This window comes from Leptobacterium flavescens (assembly GCF_010671605.1).
GTDB classification, from domain to species: domain Bacteria; phylum Bacteroidota; class Bacteroidia; order Flavobacteriales; family Flavobacteriaceae; genus Leptobacterium; species Leptobacterium flavescens.
This window is the reverse complement of record NZ_JAABOO010000003.1, coordinates 83858-101865: the sequence shown is the minus strand read 5'-3', so window position 1 is coordinate 101865 and position 18008 is coordinate 83858. Positions and strand designations below refer to the sequence as shown.

Annotated in this window: 21 protein-coding genes and 1 riboswitch; of the genes, 11 read left to right on the top strand and 10 right to left on the bottom strand. The window is 43.0% G+C overall.

Annotation, left to right across the window (positions count from 1 at the left end):
• The first annotated feature begins 1 nt into the window (after position 1).
• The 5 genes from GWK08_RS12670 (at position 2) to GWK08_RS12650 (ending at position 4304) form a co-directional block, all read left to right on the top strand.
• The gene (locus GWK08_RS12670) at positions 2-508 is read left to right on the top strand and encodes a GNAT family N-acetyltransferase (RefSeq protein ID WP_163607591.1); all 507 of its coding nucleotides are present in this window, start codon (positions 2-4) and stop codon (positions 506-508) included.
• Positions 505-1839, top strand: coding sequence for an MATE family efflux transporter (locus GWK08_RS12665; RefSeq protein ID WP_163607590.1), 1335 nt, complete (start codon positions 505-507; stop codon positions 1837-1839). The genes GWK08_RS12670 and GWK08_RS12665 overlap by 4 nt, the downstream gene beginning before the upstream one ends.
• Positions 1840-1857: 18 nt before the next feature.
• Positions 1858-2628 carry an enoyl-CoA hydratase/isomerase family protein gene (locus GWK08_RS12660; RefSeq protein WP_163607589.1) on the top strand — a complete coding sequence of 257 codons (771 nt, stop codon included), beginning with the start codon at positions 1858-1860 and terminating at the stop codon, positions 2626-2628.
• A gap of 66 nt (positions 2629-2694) precedes the next feature.
• Complete coding sequence (locus tag GWK08_RS12655) at positions 2695-3549, top strand: LytR/AlgR family response regulator transcription factor (protein WP_163607588.1); 855 nt, start codon at positions 2695-2697, stop codon at positions 3547-3549.
• An 89-nt stretch (positions 3550-3638) separates the two neighbouring features.
• Positions 3639-4304, top strand: coding sequence for a ubiquinol cytochrome C oxidoreductase (locus tag GWK08_RS12650; RefSeq protein WP_163607587.1), 666 nt, complete (start codon positions 3639-3641; stop codon positions 4302-4304).
• Between the two features lie 248 nt (positions 4305-4552).
• Here GWK08_RS12650 and thiH read toward each other — a convergent pair whose 3' ends face one another.
• From thiH to thiS, 7 genes are all read right to left on the bottom strand, one after another.
• The gene (gene thiH, locus GWK08_RS12645) at positions 4553-5668 is read right to left on the bottom strand and encodes a 2-iminoacetate synthase ThiH (protein ID WP_163607586.1); all 1116 of its coding nucleotides are present in this window, start codon (positions 5666-5668) and stop codon (positions 4553-4555) included.
• A 149-nt stretch (positions 5669-5817) separates the two neighbouring features.
• Entirely contained in the window at positions 5818-6591 is a 774-nt protein-coding gene (locus tag GWK08_RS12640; protein WP_163607585.1) for a thiazole synthase, read from the bottom strand.
• Positions 6592-6617: 26 nt separating this feature from the next.
• A complete protein-coding gene (thiE, locus tag GWK08_RS12635; RefSeq protein WP_163607584.1) occupies positions 6618-7253 on the bottom strand; it encodes a thiamine phosphate synthase in 636 nt (211 codons plus the stop codon).
• A 2-nt stretch (positions 7254-7255) separates the two neighbouring features.
• Positions 7256-8002 carry a hydroxymethylpyrimidine/phosphomethylpyrimidine kinase gene (locus GWK08_RS12630; protein ID WP_163607583.1) on the bottom strand — a complete coding sequence of 249 codons (747 nt, stop codon included), beginning with the start codon at positions 8000-8002 and terminating at the stop codon, positions 7256-7258.
• Entirely contained in the window at positions 7999-8598 is a 600-nt protein-coding gene (locus GWK08_RS12625; protein WP_163607582.1) for a thiamine phosphate synthase, read from the bottom strand. The genes GWK08_RS12630 and GWK08_RS12625 overlap by 4 nt, the downstream gene beginning before the upstream one ends.
• A 1-nt stretch (position 8599) precedes the next feature.
• Positions 8600-10456, bottom strand: a complete 1857-nt coding sequence (gene thiC, locus GWK08_RS12620; RefSeq protein ID WP_163607581.1) for a phosphomethylpyrimidine synthase ThiC — start codon at positions 10454-10456, stop codon at positions 8600-8602.
• Between the two features lie 17 nt (positions 10457-10473).
• Complete coding sequence (gene thiS, locus GWK08_RS12615) at positions 10474-10677, bottom strand: sulfur carrier protein ThiS (RefSeq protein WP_163607580.1); 204 nt, start codon at positions 10675-10677, stop codon at positions 10474-10476.
• 108 nt (positions 10678-10785) lie between these two features.
• Positions 10786-10886: riboswitch (TPP riboswitch) on the bottom strand.
• 157 nt (positions 10887-11043) lie between these two features.
• On the opposite strand from thiS, the gene GWK08_RS12610 reads away from it, so the two are divergent.
• On the top strand, positions 11044-11496 hold the full coding sequence (locus GWK08_RS12610) for a 6-pyruvoyl trahydropterin synthase family protein (protein WP_163607579.1): 453 nt from the start codon (positions 11044-11046) through the stop codon (positions 11494-11496).
• A 108-nt stretch (positions 11497-11604) separates the two neighbouring features.
• Here the strand turns inward: GWK08_RS12610 and GWK08_RS12605 are convergent, their stop codons facing one another.
• On the bottom strand, positions 11605-11787 hold the full coding sequence (locus tag GWK08_RS12605; RefSeq protein ID WP_163607578.1) for a hypothetical protein: 183 nt from the start codon (positions 11785-11787) through the stop codon (positions 11605-11607).
• Between the two features lie 175 nt (positions 11788-11962).
• On the opposite strand from GWK08_RS12605, the gene GWK08_RS12600 reads away from it, so the two are divergent.
• The 3 genes from GWK08_RS12600 to GWK08_RS12590 all read left to right on the top strand — a co-directional run bounded on the left by GWK08_RS12600 (position 11963) and on the right by GWK08_RS12590 (position 14579).
• Positions 11963-12751: a UDP-2,3-diacylglucosamine diphosphatase gene (locus GWK08_RS12600; RefSeq protein ID WP_163607577.1), complete on the top strand. Its 789-nt coding sequence runs from the start codon at positions 11963-11965 to the stop codon at positions 12749-12751.
• Positions 12711-13604 (top strand): alpha/beta fold hydrolase, encoded by an 894-nt coding sequence (locus GWK08_RS12595; protein ID WP_163607576.1) that lies wholly within the window; start codon positions 12711-12713, stop codon positions 13602-13604. The genes GWK08_RS12600 and GWK08_RS12595 overlap by 41 nt, the downstream gene beginning before the upstream one ends.
• A gap of 126 nt (positions 13605-13730) precedes the next feature.
• A complete protein-coding gene (locus GWK08_RS12590; protein ID WP_163607575.1) occupies positions 13731-14579 on the top strand; it encodes an alpha/beta fold hydrolase in 849 nt (282 codons plus the stop codon).
• On the opposite strand, the gene GWK08_RS12585 is transcribed toward GWK08_RS12590, so the two are convergent.
• The gene (locus tag GWK08_RS12585) at positions 14576-14953 is read right to left on the bottom strand and encodes a hypothetical protein (protein WP_163607574.1); all 378 of its coding nucleotides are present in this window, start codon (positions 14951-14953) and stop codon (positions 14576-14578) included. The genes GWK08_RS12590 and GWK08_RS12585 overlap by 4 nt on opposite strands.
• A 44-nt stretch (positions 14954-14997) precedes the next feature.
• Positions 14998-16701 (bottom strand): single-stranded-DNA-specific exonuclease RecJ, encoded by a 1704-nt coding sequence (recJ, locus tag GWK08_RS12580; RefSeq protein WP_163607573.1) that lies wholly within the window; start codon positions 16699-16701, stop codon positions 14998-15000.
• 98 nt (positions 16702-16799) lie between these two features.
• Here recJ and GWK08_RS12575 point away from each other — a divergent pair, with 98 nt between their 5' ends.
• Both GWK08_RS12575 and GWK08_RS12570 read left to right on the top strand, forming a co-directional pair.
• Entirely contained in the window at positions 16800-17390 is a 591-nt protein-coding gene (locus tag GWK08_RS12575; protein ID WP_163607572.1) for a carboxymuconolactone decarboxylase family protein, read from the top strand.
• 96 nt (positions 17391-17486) lie between these two features.
• Positions 17487-17999, top strand: coding sequence for a hypothetical protein (locus tag GWK08_RS12570; protein ID WP_163607571.1), 513 nt, complete (start codon positions 17487-17489; stop codon positions 17997-17999).
• Positions 18000-18008 lie beyond the last annotated feature (9 nt).

Genomic DNA, 18008 nt, shown 5'->3' with positions numbered 1-18008 from the left:
AATGAATATTCGCCTGGCTTCAGAAAACGATATAGAAAGGGTTTTAAAAGTAACCCGGGCTTGTAATCTGCATATGCGGACAAACGGTATTGCACAGTGGACTGATGATTATCCGTCCCGTGAATCTTTTAAACTGGATGTCAGCAGAAAAGAGCTTTATGTACTCGAATCAAAAAATAAAGTAATTGGTTGTATAGTTATTTCGACTTATATGGACGAAGTATATAAACCGGTACGTTGGTTAACTCCCAACAAGAACAATATATACGTTCACCGGCTGGCGGTAGACCCGGGAGAACAAGGCAAAGGACTTGCACAGAAACTAATGGATTATGCAGAAAATTATGCAAGAATGAACAAATTTGTTTCGCTGCGATTGGATACCTTTAGCCAGAATCCCAGGAACCAGAAATTTTATGAAGTGCGCGGATATAAACGCCTGGAGAATATAGCTCTTCCCGAGCAAAGTGAATATCCGTTTTATTGTTATGAGTACGTTTTAATTTGAAAGATAAGATCTCCTTTAAAAGAATAAATAAGCTCGCTATTCCGGCTTTGATCGCAGGAATTGCCGAGCCTATTCTTTCTATAACAGATACGGCCATTGTTGGGAACATTCAGGTAAATGCTACCGAATCTCTAGCTGCAGTGGGTATCGTAGGTGCTTTTATCTCTATGCTTATTTGGGTGCTGGGGCAGACCAGGAGTGCTATATCGGCTATTGTATCTCAATACCTCGGAGCCAACAAGCTTCACGAAGTAAAGAATTTACCCGCCCAGGCCATTGCCATTATTACAGGCCTCAGTGTTCTGATCATCATCGTAACTTATCCCTTTTCCGAACAGATCTTTAAACTGTACAACGCTTCGGGTCTGATCCTGGAGTACAGTATCATTTATTATAAGATAAGAGTATTCGGTTTTCCTCTTACCCTTTTTACTTTTGCCGTTTTTGGTGTGTTTCGGGGGCTGCAGAATACGTTTTACCCCATGATCGTTGCTATTATCGGAGCGGTTACCAATATTGTCTTGGACTATATTCTTGTATATGGGGTTGAGGGAATGATCCCGGCCCTGAATATTGAGGGTGCTGCCTATGCCAGTATCATTGCACAGATAGTCATGGCTATACTTTCTTTGATCCTGCTCCTTAAAAAGACCAGTATCAGCTTACAGCTCACTTTTCCATTTAACAAAGAGATCGGGCGGCTTATCACCATGATCCTGAACCTCTTTGTCAGGACCCTGGCACTGAACATTGCGCTCTATTTCGGAAGTTCATTTGCCACTGCCTATGGAAAAGAGCATATAGCAGCTTATACCATTGCGATCAATCTTTGGTTTTTCGGAGCCTTTTTTGTCGACGGTTTTGCCAGTGCCGGAAATATTATCTCCGGAAGGCTTTTAGGAGCCAGGGATTATTCTACCCTTATTAAGCTAAGTAAAAAGCTCACCAAATACGGATTCACCGTTGGAATTGTGCTGGCGCTTATCGGAGGAATGCTTTATTATCCGATCGGAAAGCTCTTTACCAAAGAGCCTATGGTCCTCAGTAAATTCTATACGGTTTTCTGGATCGTCCTGGCCATGCAGCCTTTCTGTGCCGTTACCTTTATTTTTGACGGGATGTTCAAGGGTCTTGGCGAAATGAAGGCCCTCCGTAATGTATTGCTCTTTGCTACCTTTATTGGTTTTATTCCTACCCTTCTGATCTTTGATGCACTCGATTATAAACTCTACGCCATCTGGATAGCCTTTACCATCTGGATTATTTTCCGTGGGATACCACTGTTGCTGCTTTTCAGAAAAAAGTTTTATCCGAGAGTTCAAAAAGCTTAATTTTAGAAAAAAATCAGCATGGGAACTACTCGCCTTAACGGAAGCCTGTATACCAGTATCCAAAATAAAATAGCCACTATAGAATTCGGTCATCCGGCAAGTAATTCCTTTCCTTCGGAATTATTGGAGCGACTGGCCAGCGAATTTAACCGGCTTTCTGCCTCGGAAGAGGTTCAGGTGATCATCCTTAAAAGTGAAGGTGAAAAAGCCTTTTGTGCAGGAGCCTCTTTTAACGAATTGGTGGCCATCTCCAACCTGGAAGAAGGGAAAGCCTTTTTCTCCGGTTTTGCCAATGTAATTAACGCCATGCGCAGCTGTAATAAGTTTGTTATCGGACGTGTTCAGGGGAAGGCTGTCGGAGGAGGGGTCGGACTGGTTTCTGCCTGCGACTATAGCATAGCTACTGTTAATGCATCGGTTAAACTTTCAGAATTTACTATCGGTATCGGGCCTTTTGTGATTGCCCCGGCTGTAGAACACAAAATAGGAAGAACAGCGCTCTCCGAGCTTAGCCTGGCCGCTCACGAATGGAAGAATGCCTATTGGGCAAAAGAAAAAGGATTGTACTCTAAAGTTTTCGATACCATAAAAGAAGTGGATAACGAAGTAGATCTTCTGGCCGAAAAACTGGCTTCCTATAATCCCGAAGCTTTAAGCGCCATGAAAAAAGTGCTGTGGCAAGGGACGGACCACTGGGATTCACTCCTGATCGAAAGAGCGGAAATATCCGGACAACTGGTACTCTCCGAATTTACCAGAAAAGCCCTGGCAAAGTTTAAGGATAAATAAGCTTCCAAAGCAAAAGTGTAACATTTCTGTTTTTCGCTCATACTTATAATATAAATAAAGTGAAAAATGGATATTTCGGCAAGCACTCCATTACCTTTCTGGAAACGGCAACTCCCTTTTCTACAGTCTAAACGGGACAAATGGATACTTGTGCTCTTTTCTGTTTTTTACGCTCCTTTTTTCCTGATCGTGTTTCAACCCTTCGGCGTAAACAATTACGACCCCACTCATGAGGTAAGCCTCGTGTTTGCACTGAGTGCTATGGGATTCGGACTGATGAACGGAATAACCCTTTTTGTATATGAATTTGGGATAGTACCCCTGTTATTCAGAAAAAACAACCTGCCTGTATTTGCGGTGAGGATCATCCTGGCCCTGATATTTCTTTCTTCAACCACCTTTTTATTATATAATTATATCGGGAATTTTCACGACTGGAGTTTTAAGAGCTATCTGGGTTTTATTCGCGATGTTTCCCTGATGGGGGTCATTCCCTTTGGGGTTATCTTTCTTTATTTTGGTTACCGGGACAACCGAAAGGCCTATCTGGATCTTCAAAGGCAGTCGGAGGAACTCATCTGGCTTACGGCCGATAACGGAAAGGACAAGCTCGGCCTTACGCTCGAGCATCTTTTGTTTATCGAAGCGCAGGACAATTATGTAGCGGTATTCCATCGTGAAAATGAAAGGGTAAAAAAGAGCCTCTTGCGTACCACCATGAAAAAACTGGAATCTCAGCTACAGGCTTTTCCCGTGGTCAGATGCCATCGCTCCTTCCTGATCAATATTTCTTCGGTACAAAAAGTAACCGGTAATAACCATCAGCTTAAATTACACATAGAAAGGGTTGATGTTCCCATTCCTGTTTCCCGCTCTTATATTCCGCTTCTGGAAGAGCAACTGGACATTCACCACAAATAAGGCTTTTTTACCACAAAGTCTTTCCGAATCATGGATAGGAAAGGATTGATCTATAATTTCATTCTACGATCAATCAAAATTATTATATCATGTTACAACTAATTTCCTATCGGACGAATACCCGGATCTTTAATGCTCTTATGTTTTTTGTGGCTTTTACCTTTATGCTGGTATGGTTACCTCTTTTGCGATGCCTGTTTGACGGTCCTTCCTATAGTTGGGGGCAGTCGTATTTTGGAATGTCATTCTTTAGCAAAGGCCTTTCGGCGGATTATCTTTTACTGGTGGTCTTCTTTGTACTATACCTTTTCCTGTTTGCTTCCTTTTACTGGATAAAGAACAGGATGGTCTTTTATATTCTCCTCGGATGGTGGTGGTTGCACGCCTTTGGCAATGTACTTTATGATATTATCCGCAACGGAGATGCCATGTTTCACGGAGATACCCTGGATGTTCATATTTCCCTCTCCGCCATTGTGATCCCTATGTCGATCCTGGCTCTTATCCTGATCGTACTGGTGATCCGGAAAGACCGGAAAATGCCGGAGGTTCAGATTCCCTGGGGGCGTTCCAACAACTTAAAAGCAATAATCCTTCTGGGGCCCATAGCCATACAGGCATTTCTGTTTGCCACCGGAGAGCCCCACGGACTAACAGATCAGATAGGAGTGATCATTGCCATTATACAGTCTTATCTTTTCCCGATCATCTTTTTCCCGGAGCGGTCTCCGGCAACTGAAGCAAAGCCTGCCTGAAACAGCTTAAGGTGATCTTCAATAAAAAATTTATGCAAGGCTGAAATTTTTCTGATTAATATGTGTTATTATGGTTAGGTGTCAGGAATTTTGGCCCTGTCCGACTTTAGAAGAGATATAAATTCTAAAAACTAGCCCATGGATCTTTTTGAATTTTTAAACAGTAAACGCGTTTTTCCGATCGCCCTTCTTATAGCTATTGTTGTTTATCTGATAAGGCGTTACCGATATAATAAAAAGTTTAAACGCTAATACACCTTAAAGCTTTCCCAGTCTTTCCAAACCACTTCCAGACCGTTAGACCGGAGCATTTCTGCTACCTCATCGGTACTTCGTTCATCGGAGATCTCGAACTGCTCTAATGATTGAGGCTCTACCACATAACCTCCCGGATTGGTTTTGGATTCCGCACTGATAGAAGTAATCCCCAGTTTGACAATATGGTTCCTGAAATTCTGACTTTCCCTGGTGGAAATAGAAAGCTCTACATCTTCATCCAGCAGGCGATAAGCACATATGAGTTGTACCAGGTCATGATCTGTCATTTCTACTTTGGGCTCCAGGCCTCCCGAATGTGGCCTCAATCTGGGAAAGGAGATGGAATATTTGGTTTTCCAATAGGTCTTCTGAAGGTATTTCAGGTGCAGGGCCGTAAAAAAGCTGTCTGCCCTCCAGTCTTCCAAACCAAATAAAGCACCAAGTCCTATTTTATGGATCCCCGCCCTTCCTAATCTGTCCGGAGTTTCCAGGCGGTAATCGAAATTGGATTTTTTCCCTTTCGGGTGATGCTTTTTGTATTCTTCCCGGTGATAGGTTTCCTGGTATACCAGCACCGCATAGAGTCCGTTTTTAATTAGTGTCCCGTATTCGGTTTCATCCAGGGGCTGCACCTCAATACTGATATTTGCAAAACGCGACTGAAGCAGTTTAACCGCATTATCAATATAGTCGACACCCACTGTTTTATTGGCTTCTCCAGTTACCAGTAAGATATGATCATAGCCTTTGGATTTAATATAGTCGGCTTCCCTTAAAATCTCCGCATCGGTAAGTGTTCTTCTCGGGATCTTGTTGGTCAGGCTAAATCCGCAATAGGTACATATATTCTGGCATTCGTTACTCAGGTACATAGGGGCATACATCTGAATAGTATTGCCAAACCTTTTTTGAGTAATTTCCCTGCTCAAATGGGCCATTTGCTCCAGATAGGGCTTTGCTGCCGGGGAGATCAGCGCCTTAAAATCTTCCAGGTCCCTTTTTTCTTTCCCCAGGGCACGGAGCACATCTTCTTCTTTTTTGGAAAGAACATCAGAAAGGGTTTCGTCCCAGTTATAAGTATCTAATATGTCTTTAAAGCTTTTCACAGGTGGTTGATCGTTGTTGGTTGTTAGTTGTTAGTTGTTGGTTGTTAGTTGTTAGTTGTTAGTTGTTAGTTGTTAGTTGAAAATTATTAAAAACGGCTTCTGCTAAGTGCTAACAGCTAAACGCTAATCACTAAATGCTAAAAGCTCTCCTAATTTTCGCTTAAAAAAGAAGTTAACGGGCTACTGGCTTCTGCTTTCTGGCGCACAGGGGCCAGCCGGGCGTTATATGCCATTCTTCCTGCTTTTACCGCCAGCTTAAACGCCTCTGCCATAGCTACAGGATGGGAGGAAACGGCAATGGCGGTATTTACCAAAACTGCATCGGCACCTATTTCCATCGCATGTGCTGCATGTGAAGGACTTCCTATTCCGGCATCGACAATTACCGGTACATTACTCTGATCGATTATGATCTCCAGGAATTCAAGGGTTTTTAAGCCTTTATTACTTCCTATTGGCGCTCCCAGGGGCATAACACATTGTACTCCTACTTCTTCCAGTCTTTTACAAAGAACCGGGTCGGCATGGATATAAGGCATAACCACAAACCCCAGTTTTACCAATTCTTCGGCTGCTTTTAAGGTCTCTATCGGATCTGGTAATAAGTATTTAGGATCCGGATGGATCTCCAGTTTTACCCAATTTGTCTGAAGGGCTTCCCTGGATAGCTGAGCGGCAAAAACCGCTTCTTTGGCATCCCTGACTCCTGAGGTATTTGGCAGTAAATTGATTCGCGGGTGATCTAAATGTCTTAGAATATCATCGTTCTCATCCTGCACATCCACCCTTTTCAGGGCTACTGTGATCAATTCACTCTCCGAACATAACAGCGCATCTTTCATAAGTTGAGACGAGCTGAATTTGCCGGTACCTGTAAACAGGCGGGAGTTAAATTCTTTATCTGCTATCTTTAAAACATCCATATATAATTTCTTTAAAGGAATCTTCTTTAAACAGATTCCGTCCTGAACACCGTGTGATAAGTACTTATGATGTTCTTAATATCTTCTTTATCCTTTCCGGTCAGAATACCGGAAACAGCTATTCCGCTTACTCCGGTTCCGGAAAGTTCTGCAAAGTCATCTTCAGCAATCCCTCCAATGGCAAATACAGGGGTTTTATGCCCTTGTTGCCTCAACTCTTTTACGATGCTTTGATATCCTTCTGCTCCGAGCAAAGGGCTCAGTTGTTTTTTGGTACTGGTAAAGCGAAAAGGTCCCAGGCCTATATAGTCTACTCCGTTTTTAATATGCATGAGGCAGTCCTCAAGGGTGTTGGCTGTTCCCCCAATGATCTTATCTCCTAAAAATTCCCTGGCTTCTTTGGTACACATATCTTTTAAGCCCAGGTGCACTCCATCTACATCCAGTTTTTTAGCGATCATTACATTGTCGTTTACAATAAGTCTCGTACCATAACGATCGCAGATCCTTTTGGCTAAAAAGGCAATTTTTAACTGATCTTTGGGCTTTGCATTCTTTAAGCGAAGTTGCACCCATTTCCCTCCGGCCTCACAGACTTTCATAATATTCCTCAAATGAGCTTCAGGGGTTTTGCCTTGCGATATATACTGTAAATTTTCCATGCTTATATATGATATCCCAATAAGGTTTTATTGGAGCTTAGTACTCTTTCCGTATACCTTTTTCCCCTGTAACAGGCTTTTAGCAGGGGGAAGCCCAAAGCTAATTGAGCTGTAATTGCCGAAGACAGGACGCATCCGCTTCCGTGCTTGGCAAAAGCTTCCTTTGTTTTGGGGTTGAGAACGAATTTCTTTCCATCGGTAGTGAACAACTCATCTTTTCCTCTGTCTTCATCTCTATGCCCTCCTTTTAAAAACAAATGAGTTTTTGTACTGATCTCCTTCACCGTCTCTTCCGCCCCTCTTTTGCTGTATAATTGCCCGATCTCTTCAATATTGGGGGTTATCAGGTATATCTTTTCCAAAACACTGTTGAGGTCTTCTTCATCCGAATTGTGAAATCCATAACCTGTACTCGCTCGTAATACCGGATCCAGAACAATCCTGATCTCAGGGTTCTTCTTCAGCAGCAGATCTATGATCTCTCCGAGCACTTTCCAGTTCTCCACAATCCCGATCTTGGCAAAACCAATTTCAAAACGATCAAATAAAACATCTATCTGAGACCTCATCGTCTCCATATCTGTCCAACGGCACGAAAGGAATTCTGTATCGTTCTGCACAGTATTGGCCGAACAAACGGCCAGACCATAACATTTCATAGCTTCAAAAGTCTTGATGTCGGCTGTAAGGCCGGCTCCTCCGGAAGGGTCAAAACCCGCTATGCTCAATACAAAAGGCCTTGGTTTCATTTACTGATGGTCTTTAGTTTTTGGTAAATTGCCAGAAAACTTTCCAATATATTGTCGCTGTTCCAGATACCTCCTAACACTCCTATCCCTCTAAAACCCAAATCGAATGCATCCTGAAGGGTCTCTGCATTAATGCCTCCCATCCCCACAACAAACTCGTCCAGGTCGGATACATCAAAGCCTCTTCCCTTATATCCCTGCTTGGAGATAGAACTGAATACAGGGCTTAGTAGTACATATTCGAACTTTACCTCACAGGCCCGGATAACATCTTTCTCATGAAAAGAGCTACTTACTTTGTATCCTTCATTTTTAAATCTGTCCACATAGCTTCCTAATTCTCCTCCCAGGTCTAAACGGGGTTGTTCCTGAATATGAATTCCCAGCAGCTTGAATTCTCTGCACAGCTCATGATGCTCATGCAACATGATCCTTTTATAGAATTCGGGCCGGATCGCCTCCAGTAAATCGCGGTATCCGTCTGCTGTAAAATCCGGCTTACGCAAATGCAGACGTTCCAGGCCGTTCTCAAACAACAGGTTGATCTGAGCTGCTTCGTCTGCAATTTGCTTTTCCGATGTAAGTACAATGAGCATCTTATAAATATACTTCGCTTCCTTTATCCTTAAACTCCTGAGCTTTTTCTTCCATTCCTTTGGCAATGGCATCAGTTTCGTTCAATTCCTTCTTAGCTGCAAAATCACGAACCTCCTGAGTGATCTTCATCGAACAGAAATGCGGTCCGCACATCGAGCAGAAGTGAGCTATTTTAGCTCCTGCTGCCGGCAAGGTCTCATCGTGATATTCCCTTGCCAGTTCGGGATCTAAAGACAGATTAAACTGATCTTCCCATCTGAATTCAAAACGGGCCTTACTCAAAGCATCATCTCTGTGCTGAGCTCCCGGATGCCCTTTTGCAAGGTCTGCAGCATGAGCAGCCAGTTTGTAGGTGATCACTCCGGTACGTACATCATCTTTGTTAGGTAAGCCCAGGTGTTCTTTGGGTGTAACATAACACAGCATGGCTGTTCCGTACCAACCTATCATGGCAGCACCGATACCTGATGTAATATGGTCGTAACCCGGAGCAATATCGGTAGTAAGCGGCCCCAGAGTGTAGAAAGGAGCTTCTCCGCAAGCTTCCAGTTGCTTGTCCATATTGGCTTTTATCATATGCATAGGAACGTGTCCGGGTCCTTCAATAAAGGTCTGAACATCGTGCTTCCAGGCAATCTTTGTAAGTTCTCCCAGGGTTTCCAGTTCTGCAAATTGTGCCTCATCGTTAGCATCGGCAATACATCCCGGACGTAAGCCGTCTCCCAGAGAAAATGCCACATCGTAAGCCTTCATGATCTCACAGATCTCTTCGAAATGAGTGTAGAGGAAACTTTCTTTATGATGAGCCAGACACCACTTTGCCATGATCGACCCTCCTCTGGATACGATCCCGGTAATTCTTTTGGCGGTCATCGGTACATAGCGTAAACGTACCCCTGCATGAATGGTAAAATAATCTACTCCCTGCTCTGCCTGTTCGATAAGTGTATCCCTGAAGATCTCCCAGGTCAGGTCTTCGGCCTTTCCGTTTACTTTTTCCAGCGCCTGATAAATAGGTACGGTCCCAACCGGAACGGGAGAGTTACGGATGATCCATTCCCGGGTTTCGTGTATGTTCTTTCCGGTAGAGAGGTCCATAATATTATCTGCTCCCCAACGGCAGGCCCAAACCGCTTTTTCCACTTCCTCTTCTATACTGGAAGTGGTAGCTGAGTTCCCTATATTAGCGTTGATCTTTACCAGAAAATTACGCCCGAGGATCATAGGTTCACTCTCCGGGTGATTAATATTGGAAGGGATAACCGCCCTTCCTCTTGCCACCTCATCACGAACAAATTCCGGCGTGATCACCTCCGGGATACTCGCTCCGAAATCCTGTCCCGGATGCTGCTTTGAAAGACGCTTTGCTTCCTGTAGTTTCTGATTTTCCCGTATGGCCACATATTCCATTTCCGGAGTTATGATCCCCTGTTTTGCATAATACATCTGAGATACATTCTTTCCCTTTTTGGCGCGTTTAGGTTTTCTGATATGATTAAATCTCAGGTGGTTCAGGCTGTCATCTTCAAGACGTTCATTACTGTACTGAGAAGAAAAGCCGTTAAGCTCTTCTACATCTCCCCGGTCTGATACCCATTGCTCCCTGATACGTTCAATTCCTTCATGAACATTGATCTCCTTTTCCGGATCGGTATAAGGGCCACTGGTATCATAAACCGTTACAGGCTGATTAGCTGTTTTCTTCCCGCTAAAGGAATCTACCGTATCACTGAGTGAGATCTCACGCATGGCTACCTGTATCTGAGGGTGGATCTTACCCTGTACATACACCTTTTTCGAATTCGGAAAAGGGGTTGTAGTGATTACATTCTGTGGTGCACTGTCTTTTTTCTTCATGTTTTTAGCATTTAGTTTTAGCCACCCTGGGTAGCCGTGATGATGAGAATATTATCTTTATCTTCCAAAACGGTAGCTGCCCATTCCCGTCTGCTTATCACCTGATTGTTGACAGCAACGGCAATCCCATTCTGAAAAATCTTTAATTCGTCAAGGGCTTTTTCCAGAGAGCAGCCTGTCTGGAAACTGTGTTTTTTATTGTTAATTCTGATGTCTATCATACATAAAACAAATTAGTACGCATCGCAAATGCGAAGTATTGATATTGTTGATAAACAAATAGGAGAAACAAAAGCGGTTTACTTTTGTCGGGATAGAGATATCCCAGGAATCGGTTATTAACTTTTCCCTACACCGGTACTAGCCAGATCAGGTTCGAAGGGTCTTATCTCAGCCTCAGCAAAAAGCATCAGCACCCCTAAAGTTTATCAGCGATAAAAATAAATCTTTTGGATCAAAATCCCGATAAATCTTCAACTATTTAACAATTATGTTCCAAATGCTGTTTTATTTGATGCAGCCACTATCAGAAATAAGCGATCCGCCGAAATAATTATGTAGTTTTGTAATCTAAAACAGCAAGATCGATGAGTACCATCCGAATTACAAAACAATTCAGCTTTGAAACCGGGCATGCCCTTTACGGTTATGATGGCAAATGCCGTAATGTTCACGGGCACAGCTATAAGTTATCGGTAACGGTAATCGGTACTCCTATTGCCGATACTTCGAATGTAAAATACGGAATGGTCATAGATTTCGGAGACCTGAAAAAGATCGTTAAGGAAGAAGTGGTGGATAAATTTGATCACGCTACCGTTTTTAACAAGAACACTCCTCATATAGAGCTTGCCAGGGAGTTGGAAAACAGGGGGCATAATGTGATCCTGGCCGACTATCAGCCTACCAGCGAGAATATGGTAATCGATTTTGCCGAAAAGATCAAGTCCAGGCTTCCCGATACCATCAGCCTTTATTCTCTCCGTTTACAGGAAACCGAGACTTCCTATGCCGAATGGTTTGCGAGTGATAACGGATAAGTTTACCAGGATAGATCAAGTTCTCCCCGGGGATAATCAATAGTTATCCTAAACTGATCCAGAAACATGGAAACTCCCAGAAAATGACAATGGGATATTTTTGTTTTTTCAAAACACGAAATTGAATTCGGGGTCGGTAATAAAATCGAGAATATAATCCTTCTTAGACTTTTCTGCTTTTTCTACAATCAGATCATAGTTGTATCCTTCACAAATAACATCGCCGCTGGTCAGGTCGATCGCCCTAAGCAGGATATGTTTTTCAGGATATTCTTTTTTCTTATATAACATCAGTATATACAAACAGTTTTAGTTCTTACTTCCTGATTAAGAAGGTGTTTAGTTTTTTACCTTATTTATAAAAGTAAGTTTTTTCTTAACAACACGCAAAATTTGTTTCTGTAAAATAAAGCTCAAAAATCCTGAAAGAAAACATAAATAGTATCTTTACACAAGATTTACAAAAATGAAAATACCCGAAGGAAAAAAAATATACTTTGCTTCCGACAATCATCTGGGAGCACCCACCCGTGCAAAGAGTTTAGACCGGGAAGTGAAATTCGTAAAATGGCTCGATGAAGTAAAAAAAGATGCCGCTGCTATTTTTTTACTGGGCGATCTGTTCGATTTCTGGTTTGAATATAAAACCGTGGTACCAAAAGGATTTACACGAACTTTAGGGAAGCTTGCAGAGATCACAGATTCGGGAATTCCGGTTTATTACTTTGTCGGGAACCACGACCTGTGGATGAGCGGTTATTTTGAGGAAGAACTCAATATTCCGGTTTATCATAAACCCCAGGAATTTACTTTTAACGACATCCGTTTTTTTATCGGGCATGGAGATGGATTAGGCCCCGGCGATAAAGGGTATAAACGAATGAAGAAAGTTTTTACCAATCCTTTTGCCAAATGGTTGTTTCGATGGCTGCATCCCGACCTGGGAGTAAAACTGGCCCAATATCTGTCTGTAAAGAATAAACTTATTTCGGGAGATGAGGACGTAAAATTCCTCGGAGAAGAAAATGAATGGCTTGTTCAGTACAGCAAACGTAAGTTGGAAAGCAGGCATTACGACTACTTTGTTTTCGGACACCGACATTTGCCATTGACCATAGATGTCGGACCCAATTCAAAATACGTTAACCTGGGAGATTGGATAGGCTATTTTACCTACGGGGTTTTTGACGGCCACCAGCTTTCCTTAGAAAAATATGAGACAGAAAAGACGCAAAATAATTCCACGGAAACTTAAGATCGCCCTGCGGTTTATTGCGCTTTTTATACTCATTTCCTCGCACCAGTCCTGTTTTAGATTCAGGATGTCGGATAAAAAATCGATGGAACTCTTTAAACAATACCAGGTGAATAATTCAATCGATTATTTTCAGCCCAGTAACACGGATTATAAGGTACGGGTGGTAAGCACCTCGGCTAATAAACCCATGGATACTGCTGTGTTCTTTATTCACGGTGCTCCCGGTGCTGCCGACGGATATTACGAATATCTGAAAGATTCCGCTCTCCTGGAAAGAGCGGCCTTGTATACTATAGACAGGCCGGGTTACGGATATTCGCGCTTCGGAAAAGCCGTAACTTCCATTGAAGAGCAAACCCGTATTGTTGCAGAGATCATAGAAAGCCTGGAGCAGGAAAATGTAATTGTTGTAGGGCACTCTTTCGGAGGGCCTATTGCTGCCTACTCCAGTTTAAAATCAGATAAGGTAAAAGCCGTTCTGATGCTGGCACCTGCCATCGATCCTGAAAACGAAAAAGTATTCTGGTTTGCCTATGTGGCTAAATGGAGGCTTACCAAATGGATGGTCCCCGGAGCTTTAGGTGTGGCGGGAGATGAGAAATTCACCCATGTGAAAGAGCTCAAAAAAATAAGGGATAACTGGATGAATGTAAGAGTTCCGGTAGTACATATACACGGTACCAAAGATGTGGTGGTCCCTTTTGACAATGTCTCTTTCACCAAAGAAAATTTTAACCAGGATTACCTGAGAGTAATAGAACTTGAAGGAGAGAACCACTTCCTCCCATGGGCAAGAAAAGAACTGGTTACCCGGGAGATCCTCAAGCTTTTGCAGGCAGGAGTACAATAAAACAACTCGTTTTTTATCCTTATATTTAAATACAAATTGCTATTCATGAGAAAACTGATCTGCATTTTATGCATCCTGCTGAGTACCTCATGTTCTTCACATAAATTCTTAAAATCAGAAACACAAATGACCTATCAAGATTTCAGATCCCGGCAAAAAACGTTCGAATCGCCAGGCGGGCGGATTAATTATATAGATAAAGGAGAAGGAAAGGTCATCCTCCTGCTCCACGGCGTACCTTCTTCCGGATGGCTCTACCGGAAAATGATAGACGGGCTCGTGGCAGAGGGTTACCGGGTCATCGCTCCCGATATGCTGGGTTTCGGCTCCAGCGGAAATCCGAAAGGCTACGAAATATATGAGGAAGAAGCTCATGCAGAGCGCCTGCTGGCATTAATGGACCATCTGAAGATCGAACACTGGACACATGTCTTTCACGATGCAGGCGGGTTGTGGACCTGGGAACTTTTCAGAAAAGCTCCGGACAGGATCAGCAATCTTGTTATCCTGAATACCATTATTTACGAAGAGGGTTTTCAACCTCCTATCCGAATGGAAAAGGGAATATTTACGCAGTTTACCATGTGGATGTACAGAAACGGGATCACCACTAATACCCTTCTGAAGCAATTGTTTAAAATGGGACTCAAGGAAAACCACATGACCAAAGTAGATGTGGAGGGTTATAAAAAACCGCTGCTGGAAGGGAAAACCCGGGCCATGTATTTCTTCTTTTCCCAAACCTGTAACGAACTTCCCGACTATAGTGATATGGTTAAGAATATTGACATTCCGACCCTGGTTATCTGGGGAGCCCACGACGAAATGCTGGTGTGGGAAGATCAGAAAACAGAGGTAATGAAGGATCTGAATATCCAGCCGGAAAATGTTCATGTCCTCGATGCCAGGCATTTTATCCAGGAGGAAAAACCGAAAGAGATCAATAGCCTTATCCTGGATTTCCTTAAGAGTTAATGATCACAGAGTTCGTTGATAAAACCGTCTAATTGTATCTGAAAGAGGGTTCCGCGGACCAGGTCCTCGATCCAGCTTAATTCCTGTTTGTTAACCGCCAGATCTATCCGGCAGGATGGGGTCCTGAGTAAAATATTCCTGCACTCCGTGCTGTCACCGCAGTTCATACAGGGTTTAATACTTTTTGCACTCTCAATATTCTCGGAAAAGAGCTTTATTTCTTCGTGCGACAGGTAAAAACCGGTGTCTCTGAAAACCAGTTGAAACTTATTGAAACCCTGACGGAAGGCATCTCTTTTCCATTGAAAGGAGATCCCGAATTCGTTGTGATAGATATAATAGATGTCGTCCATAATTGCATAATGAATACTCAAATATACAATTATTTATATTTGGTCTAAATAAAAATAATTATTAATTATAGATTTCCAAGAACGGGTTTGATATCCTTTAGTTTTAGCTGAAGACTCACCTGTCCGTTCCATTCATTTTCCTCCAAAGAATAGACCGCATCAAAATAACTTTCACGTATCAGGGGCAGTTTATCTCCCAGGTTAAACCCTATCCCGCCAAAAGCCGGAGAGTTGCCTTGTTTAGCAGTCAGCTTAAGGTGCTTTTGTTCTTCCCCTACTCCTTTGCCATAGCCCGTATCCTTTAATCGCCTGCTTAAAAATACCGGGGCGCTGTTACCAGGGCCAAAAGGTGCGAATTGCTTAAGGATACGATAAAACCTCGGGGTGATCTGATCGAGTTGAAGTTCAGTATCTATGATCACTTCGGGTTGAAGCAGGTTTTCATCTATGCTTTCTGCCACCACTTCCTCAAACCTGTTTTTAAATGCCTCGTACTGCTCTTCCTTTAACGTAAGCCCGGCCGCATATTTATGTCCTCCGAACTGTTCCAGGTTTTCCCGGCAGGCCTCCAGGGCATTGTACACATCAAAACCTTTTACCGAGCGGGCCGAAGCCGCCAGTTTTTCCCCCGAGCGGGTAAAGACCAGGGTAGGTCGGTAATAGGTTTCTATCAGCCTTGAAGCCACAATACCAATAACACCTTTATGCCAATCTTCACTGTAAACAACAGTAGTAAACTTTTCTTCTTCTTCGTTTTGCTGTATTTGCTGAAGCGCTTCATGGGTTATTTGTTTATCCAGGTCTTTTCTGTTCTGATTATAGGTTTCTATTTCCTCTGCAAAGATCACAGCCGTATTTATATCGGTTTCCGTCAGCAGGTTTACCGCATGCTGTCCGTGCTTTATCCTTCCCGCTGCATTGATCCTTGGGGCGATAATAAACACCACATCGGTAATGCTTAGTTTTTTCTTTTTAAGGGGTTTGATAATGGCCGCTATTCCCGCTCTCGGGTGCGAATTGATCACCTGCAGTCCGAAGCTGGCCAGCACCCGGTTCTCTCCTGTAATCGGAACGATATCGGCGCCTATGGCGGTTGCCACCAGGTCCAGATAGGGGTAAAGTTCTGAAATATCCTGCCCCTTTCCGGCCGCCAAAGCCTGAATAAGCTTAAATCCTATTCCGCATCCGCAAAGTTCGTCATAAGGATAGGTGCAGTCTTCCTGTTTAGGGTCGAGGACCGCAACAGCTTCCGGGATCTTATCTCCGGGTCTGTGGTGATCACAAATAACAAAATCTATCCCCTTTTCGGAAGCATAGGCCACTTTATCTACAGCCTTGATCCCGCAATCCAGGGCAATGATCAGGCTAATATCATTATCATGTGCAAAGTCTATCCCCTGGTAGGAAACTCCATATCCTTCCTCATATCTGTCGGGAATATAGGTAGCTACCTGCGGGTAAAATGTTTTAAGATAAGAAGAAACCAGTGCTACTGCCGTAGTACCATCTACATCATAATCGCCGTAAACGAGAATATTTTCTCCTTTTTCTACAGCTTCATTAATACGGATCACTGCCTTGTGCATATCCTTCATCAGGAAGGGATCGTGAAGGTCTTCTACGGAAGGGCGGAAGAACTTTTTTGCCTCTTCAAAAGTCTCAATTCCCCTTTGCAACAGTAAAAAAGCAACGAGTTCATCTACTCCTAATTCATTAGCAAGTTTTTGAATTTTACCGGCTTCCGGTCTCGCTTTTAAAGTCCATCGCATTGTAGTCTGATTTTTACAAAAATAAGAAATCCTGAACGCCCCGAAAACAAATCTCAATTTTGTATTTTGGTAGACGAAAAAATGAAATTAAAAAAATTATGCCATTAGTTACACCACTATCTCCGGATCATGATCTTGAGACCAAAGAATTAGCAGAATTCTTCAATGAAACCCTGGGTTTTTGCCCGAATTCTGTTTTAACCATGCAAAGAAGACCTGCTATATCCAAAGCATTTATAAATCTCAATAAAGCCGTAATGGCCAATGAAGGAAGAGTAACCTCAGCCTTAAAACGTATGATTGCCTGGGTAAGTAGTAATGCTACGGGTTGCCGATATTGCCAGGCACATGCCATCAGAGCGGCAGAGCGTTACGGAGCGGAGCAGGAGCAACTAGATAATATCTGGGAATACAAGACGCATCCGGCTTTTTCGGATGCCGAACGTGCAGCCCTCGATTTTTCGCTGGCAGCTTCCATGGTTCCTAATCAGGTTGATGAAACGATCAAGGAAGAATTGTACAAGCACTGGAATGAAGGAGAAATAGTTGAAATGCTGGGAGTGATCTCTCTTTTCGGTTATCTGAACCGCTGGAATGACAGTATGGGAACTACTGTTGAGGAAGGTGCTATAGAAAGCGGGGAAAAGTACCTTGGAAAACACGGTTGGGAAAGAGGAAAACACGTCTAACCCTGGGGGAGTATTCAAATCACTCCACCTTAAGATATAAGATCCCGGATCCTGTATTTATCAACAGGGTCCGGGATTATAATAACTTCACATAATATGGCTGAAAATACTCTTTTAACATGCGACAATTGTAAGGTGGAGATCTCTCCGGTAGAGGTGAACTGCGAACATTGCGGTTATCCTATTGCCGGTTCCGAAAAAGAAAAAGCGATCTTTATCGGACAGCAGATTTCCAATAAGGCCACTATTGCCGAAGCCGGAAAATACCGGAAAAGATCGGCTTATGTCCTTTATATTGTCGGTGCTCTTCAGCTGCTTTCCGGAGCTCTGACCTATATGCAGATCGGAGATATTTTTGTACTGCTGATCACCATGGCCATAGGAGTCACTTTTATCGCATTCGGTTATTTTTCATCTAAAAGACCTTTGCTTTTTGTTGCCCTCGGACTCGGACTCATCCTGTCTTTGTATGCTCTGGATTTTGTTTTTGATCCGGCTTCCCTGACCAAAGGCATCCTTTGGAAAATAGCCATTGTAGGGACCCTGGTTTACAGCCTTATCAATTCTTATGACGAGCAGCAGATCCGGAAGAAGAATAAATCGCTTTAACTCTGTTTT

What these genes read in the sequence shown, in the direction of transcription:
- thiS (WP_163607580.1), bottom strand. Translation starts at nt 10,677, where the DNA reads ATGATAGACATCAGAATTAACAATAAAAAACACAGTTTCCAGACAGGC.
- GWK08_RS12595 (WP_163607576.1), top strand. Translation starts at nt 12,711, where the DNA reads ATGAGACAGAAAAGACGCAAAATAATTCCACGGAAACTTAAGATCGCC.
- GWK08_RS12625 (WP_163607582.1), bottom strand. Translation starts at nt 8,598, where the DNA reads ATGCTCATTGTACTTACATCGGAAAAGCAAATTGCAGACGAAGCAGCT.
- GWK08_RS12650 (WP_163607587.1), top strand. Translation starts at nt 3,639, where the DNA reads ATGTTACAACTAATTTCCTATCGGACGAATACCCGGATCTTTAATGCT.
- GWK08_RS12640 (WP_163607585.1), bottom strand. Translation starts at nt 6,591, where the DNA reads ATGGATGTTTTAAAGATAGCAGATAAAGAATTTAACTCCCGCCTGTTT.
- GWK08_RS12630 (WP_163607583.1), bottom strand. Translation starts at nt 8,002, where the DNA reads ATGAAACCAAGGCCTTTTGTATTGAGCATAGCGGGTTTTGACCCTTCC.
- recJ (WP_163607573.1), bottom strand. Translation starts at nt 16,701, where the DNA reads ATGCGATGGACTTTAAAAGCGAGACCGGAAGCCGGTAAAATTCAAAAA.
- GWK08_RS12570 (WP_163607571.1), top strand. Translation starts at nt 17,487, where the DNA reads ATGGCTGAAAATACTCTTTTAACATGCGACAATTGTAAGGTGGAGATC.
- GWK08_RS12670 (WP_163607591.1), top strand. Translation starts at nt 2, where the DNA reads ATGAATATTCGCCTGGCTTCAGAAAACGATATAGAAAGGGTTTTAAAA.
- thiC (WP_163607581.1), bottom strand. Translation starts at nt 10,456, where the DNA reads ATGAAGAAAAAAGACAGTGCACCACAGAATGTAATCACTACAACCCCT.
- GWK08_RS12590 (WP_163607575.1), top strand. Translation starts at nt 13,731, where the DNA reads ATGACCTATCAAGATTTCAGATCCCGGCAAAAAACGTTCGAATCGCCA.
- GWK08_RS12655 (WP_163607588.1), top strand. Translation starts at nt 2,695, where the DNA reads ATGGATATTTCGGCAAGCACTCCATTACCTTTCTGGAAACGGCAACTC.
- GWK08_RS12605 (WP_163607578.1), bottom strand. Translation starts at nt 11,787, where the DNA reads ATGTTATATAAGAAAAAAGAATATCCTGAAAAACATATCCTGCTTAGG.
- GWK08_RS12575 (WP_163607572.1), top strand. Translation starts at nt 16,800, where the DNA reads ATGCCATTAGTTACACCACTATCTCCGGATCATGATCTTGAGACCAAA.
- GWK08_RS12660 (WP_163607589.1), top strand. Translation starts at nt 1,858, where the DNA reads ATGGGAACTACTCGCCTTAACGGAAGCCTGTATACCAGTATCCAAAAT.
- thiE (WP_163607584.1), bottom strand. Translation starts at nt 7,253, where the DNA reads ATGGAAAATTTACAGTATATATCGCAAGGCAAAACCCCTGAAGCTCAT.
- GWK08_RS12610 (WP_163607579.1), top strand. Translation starts at nt 11,044, where the DNA reads ATGAGTACCATCCGAATTACAAAACAATTCAGCTTTGAAACCGGGCAT.
- GWK08_RS12600 (WP_163607577.1), top strand. Translation starts at nt 11,963, where the DNA reads ATGAAAATACCCGAAGGAAAAAAAATATACTTTGCTTCCGACAATCAT.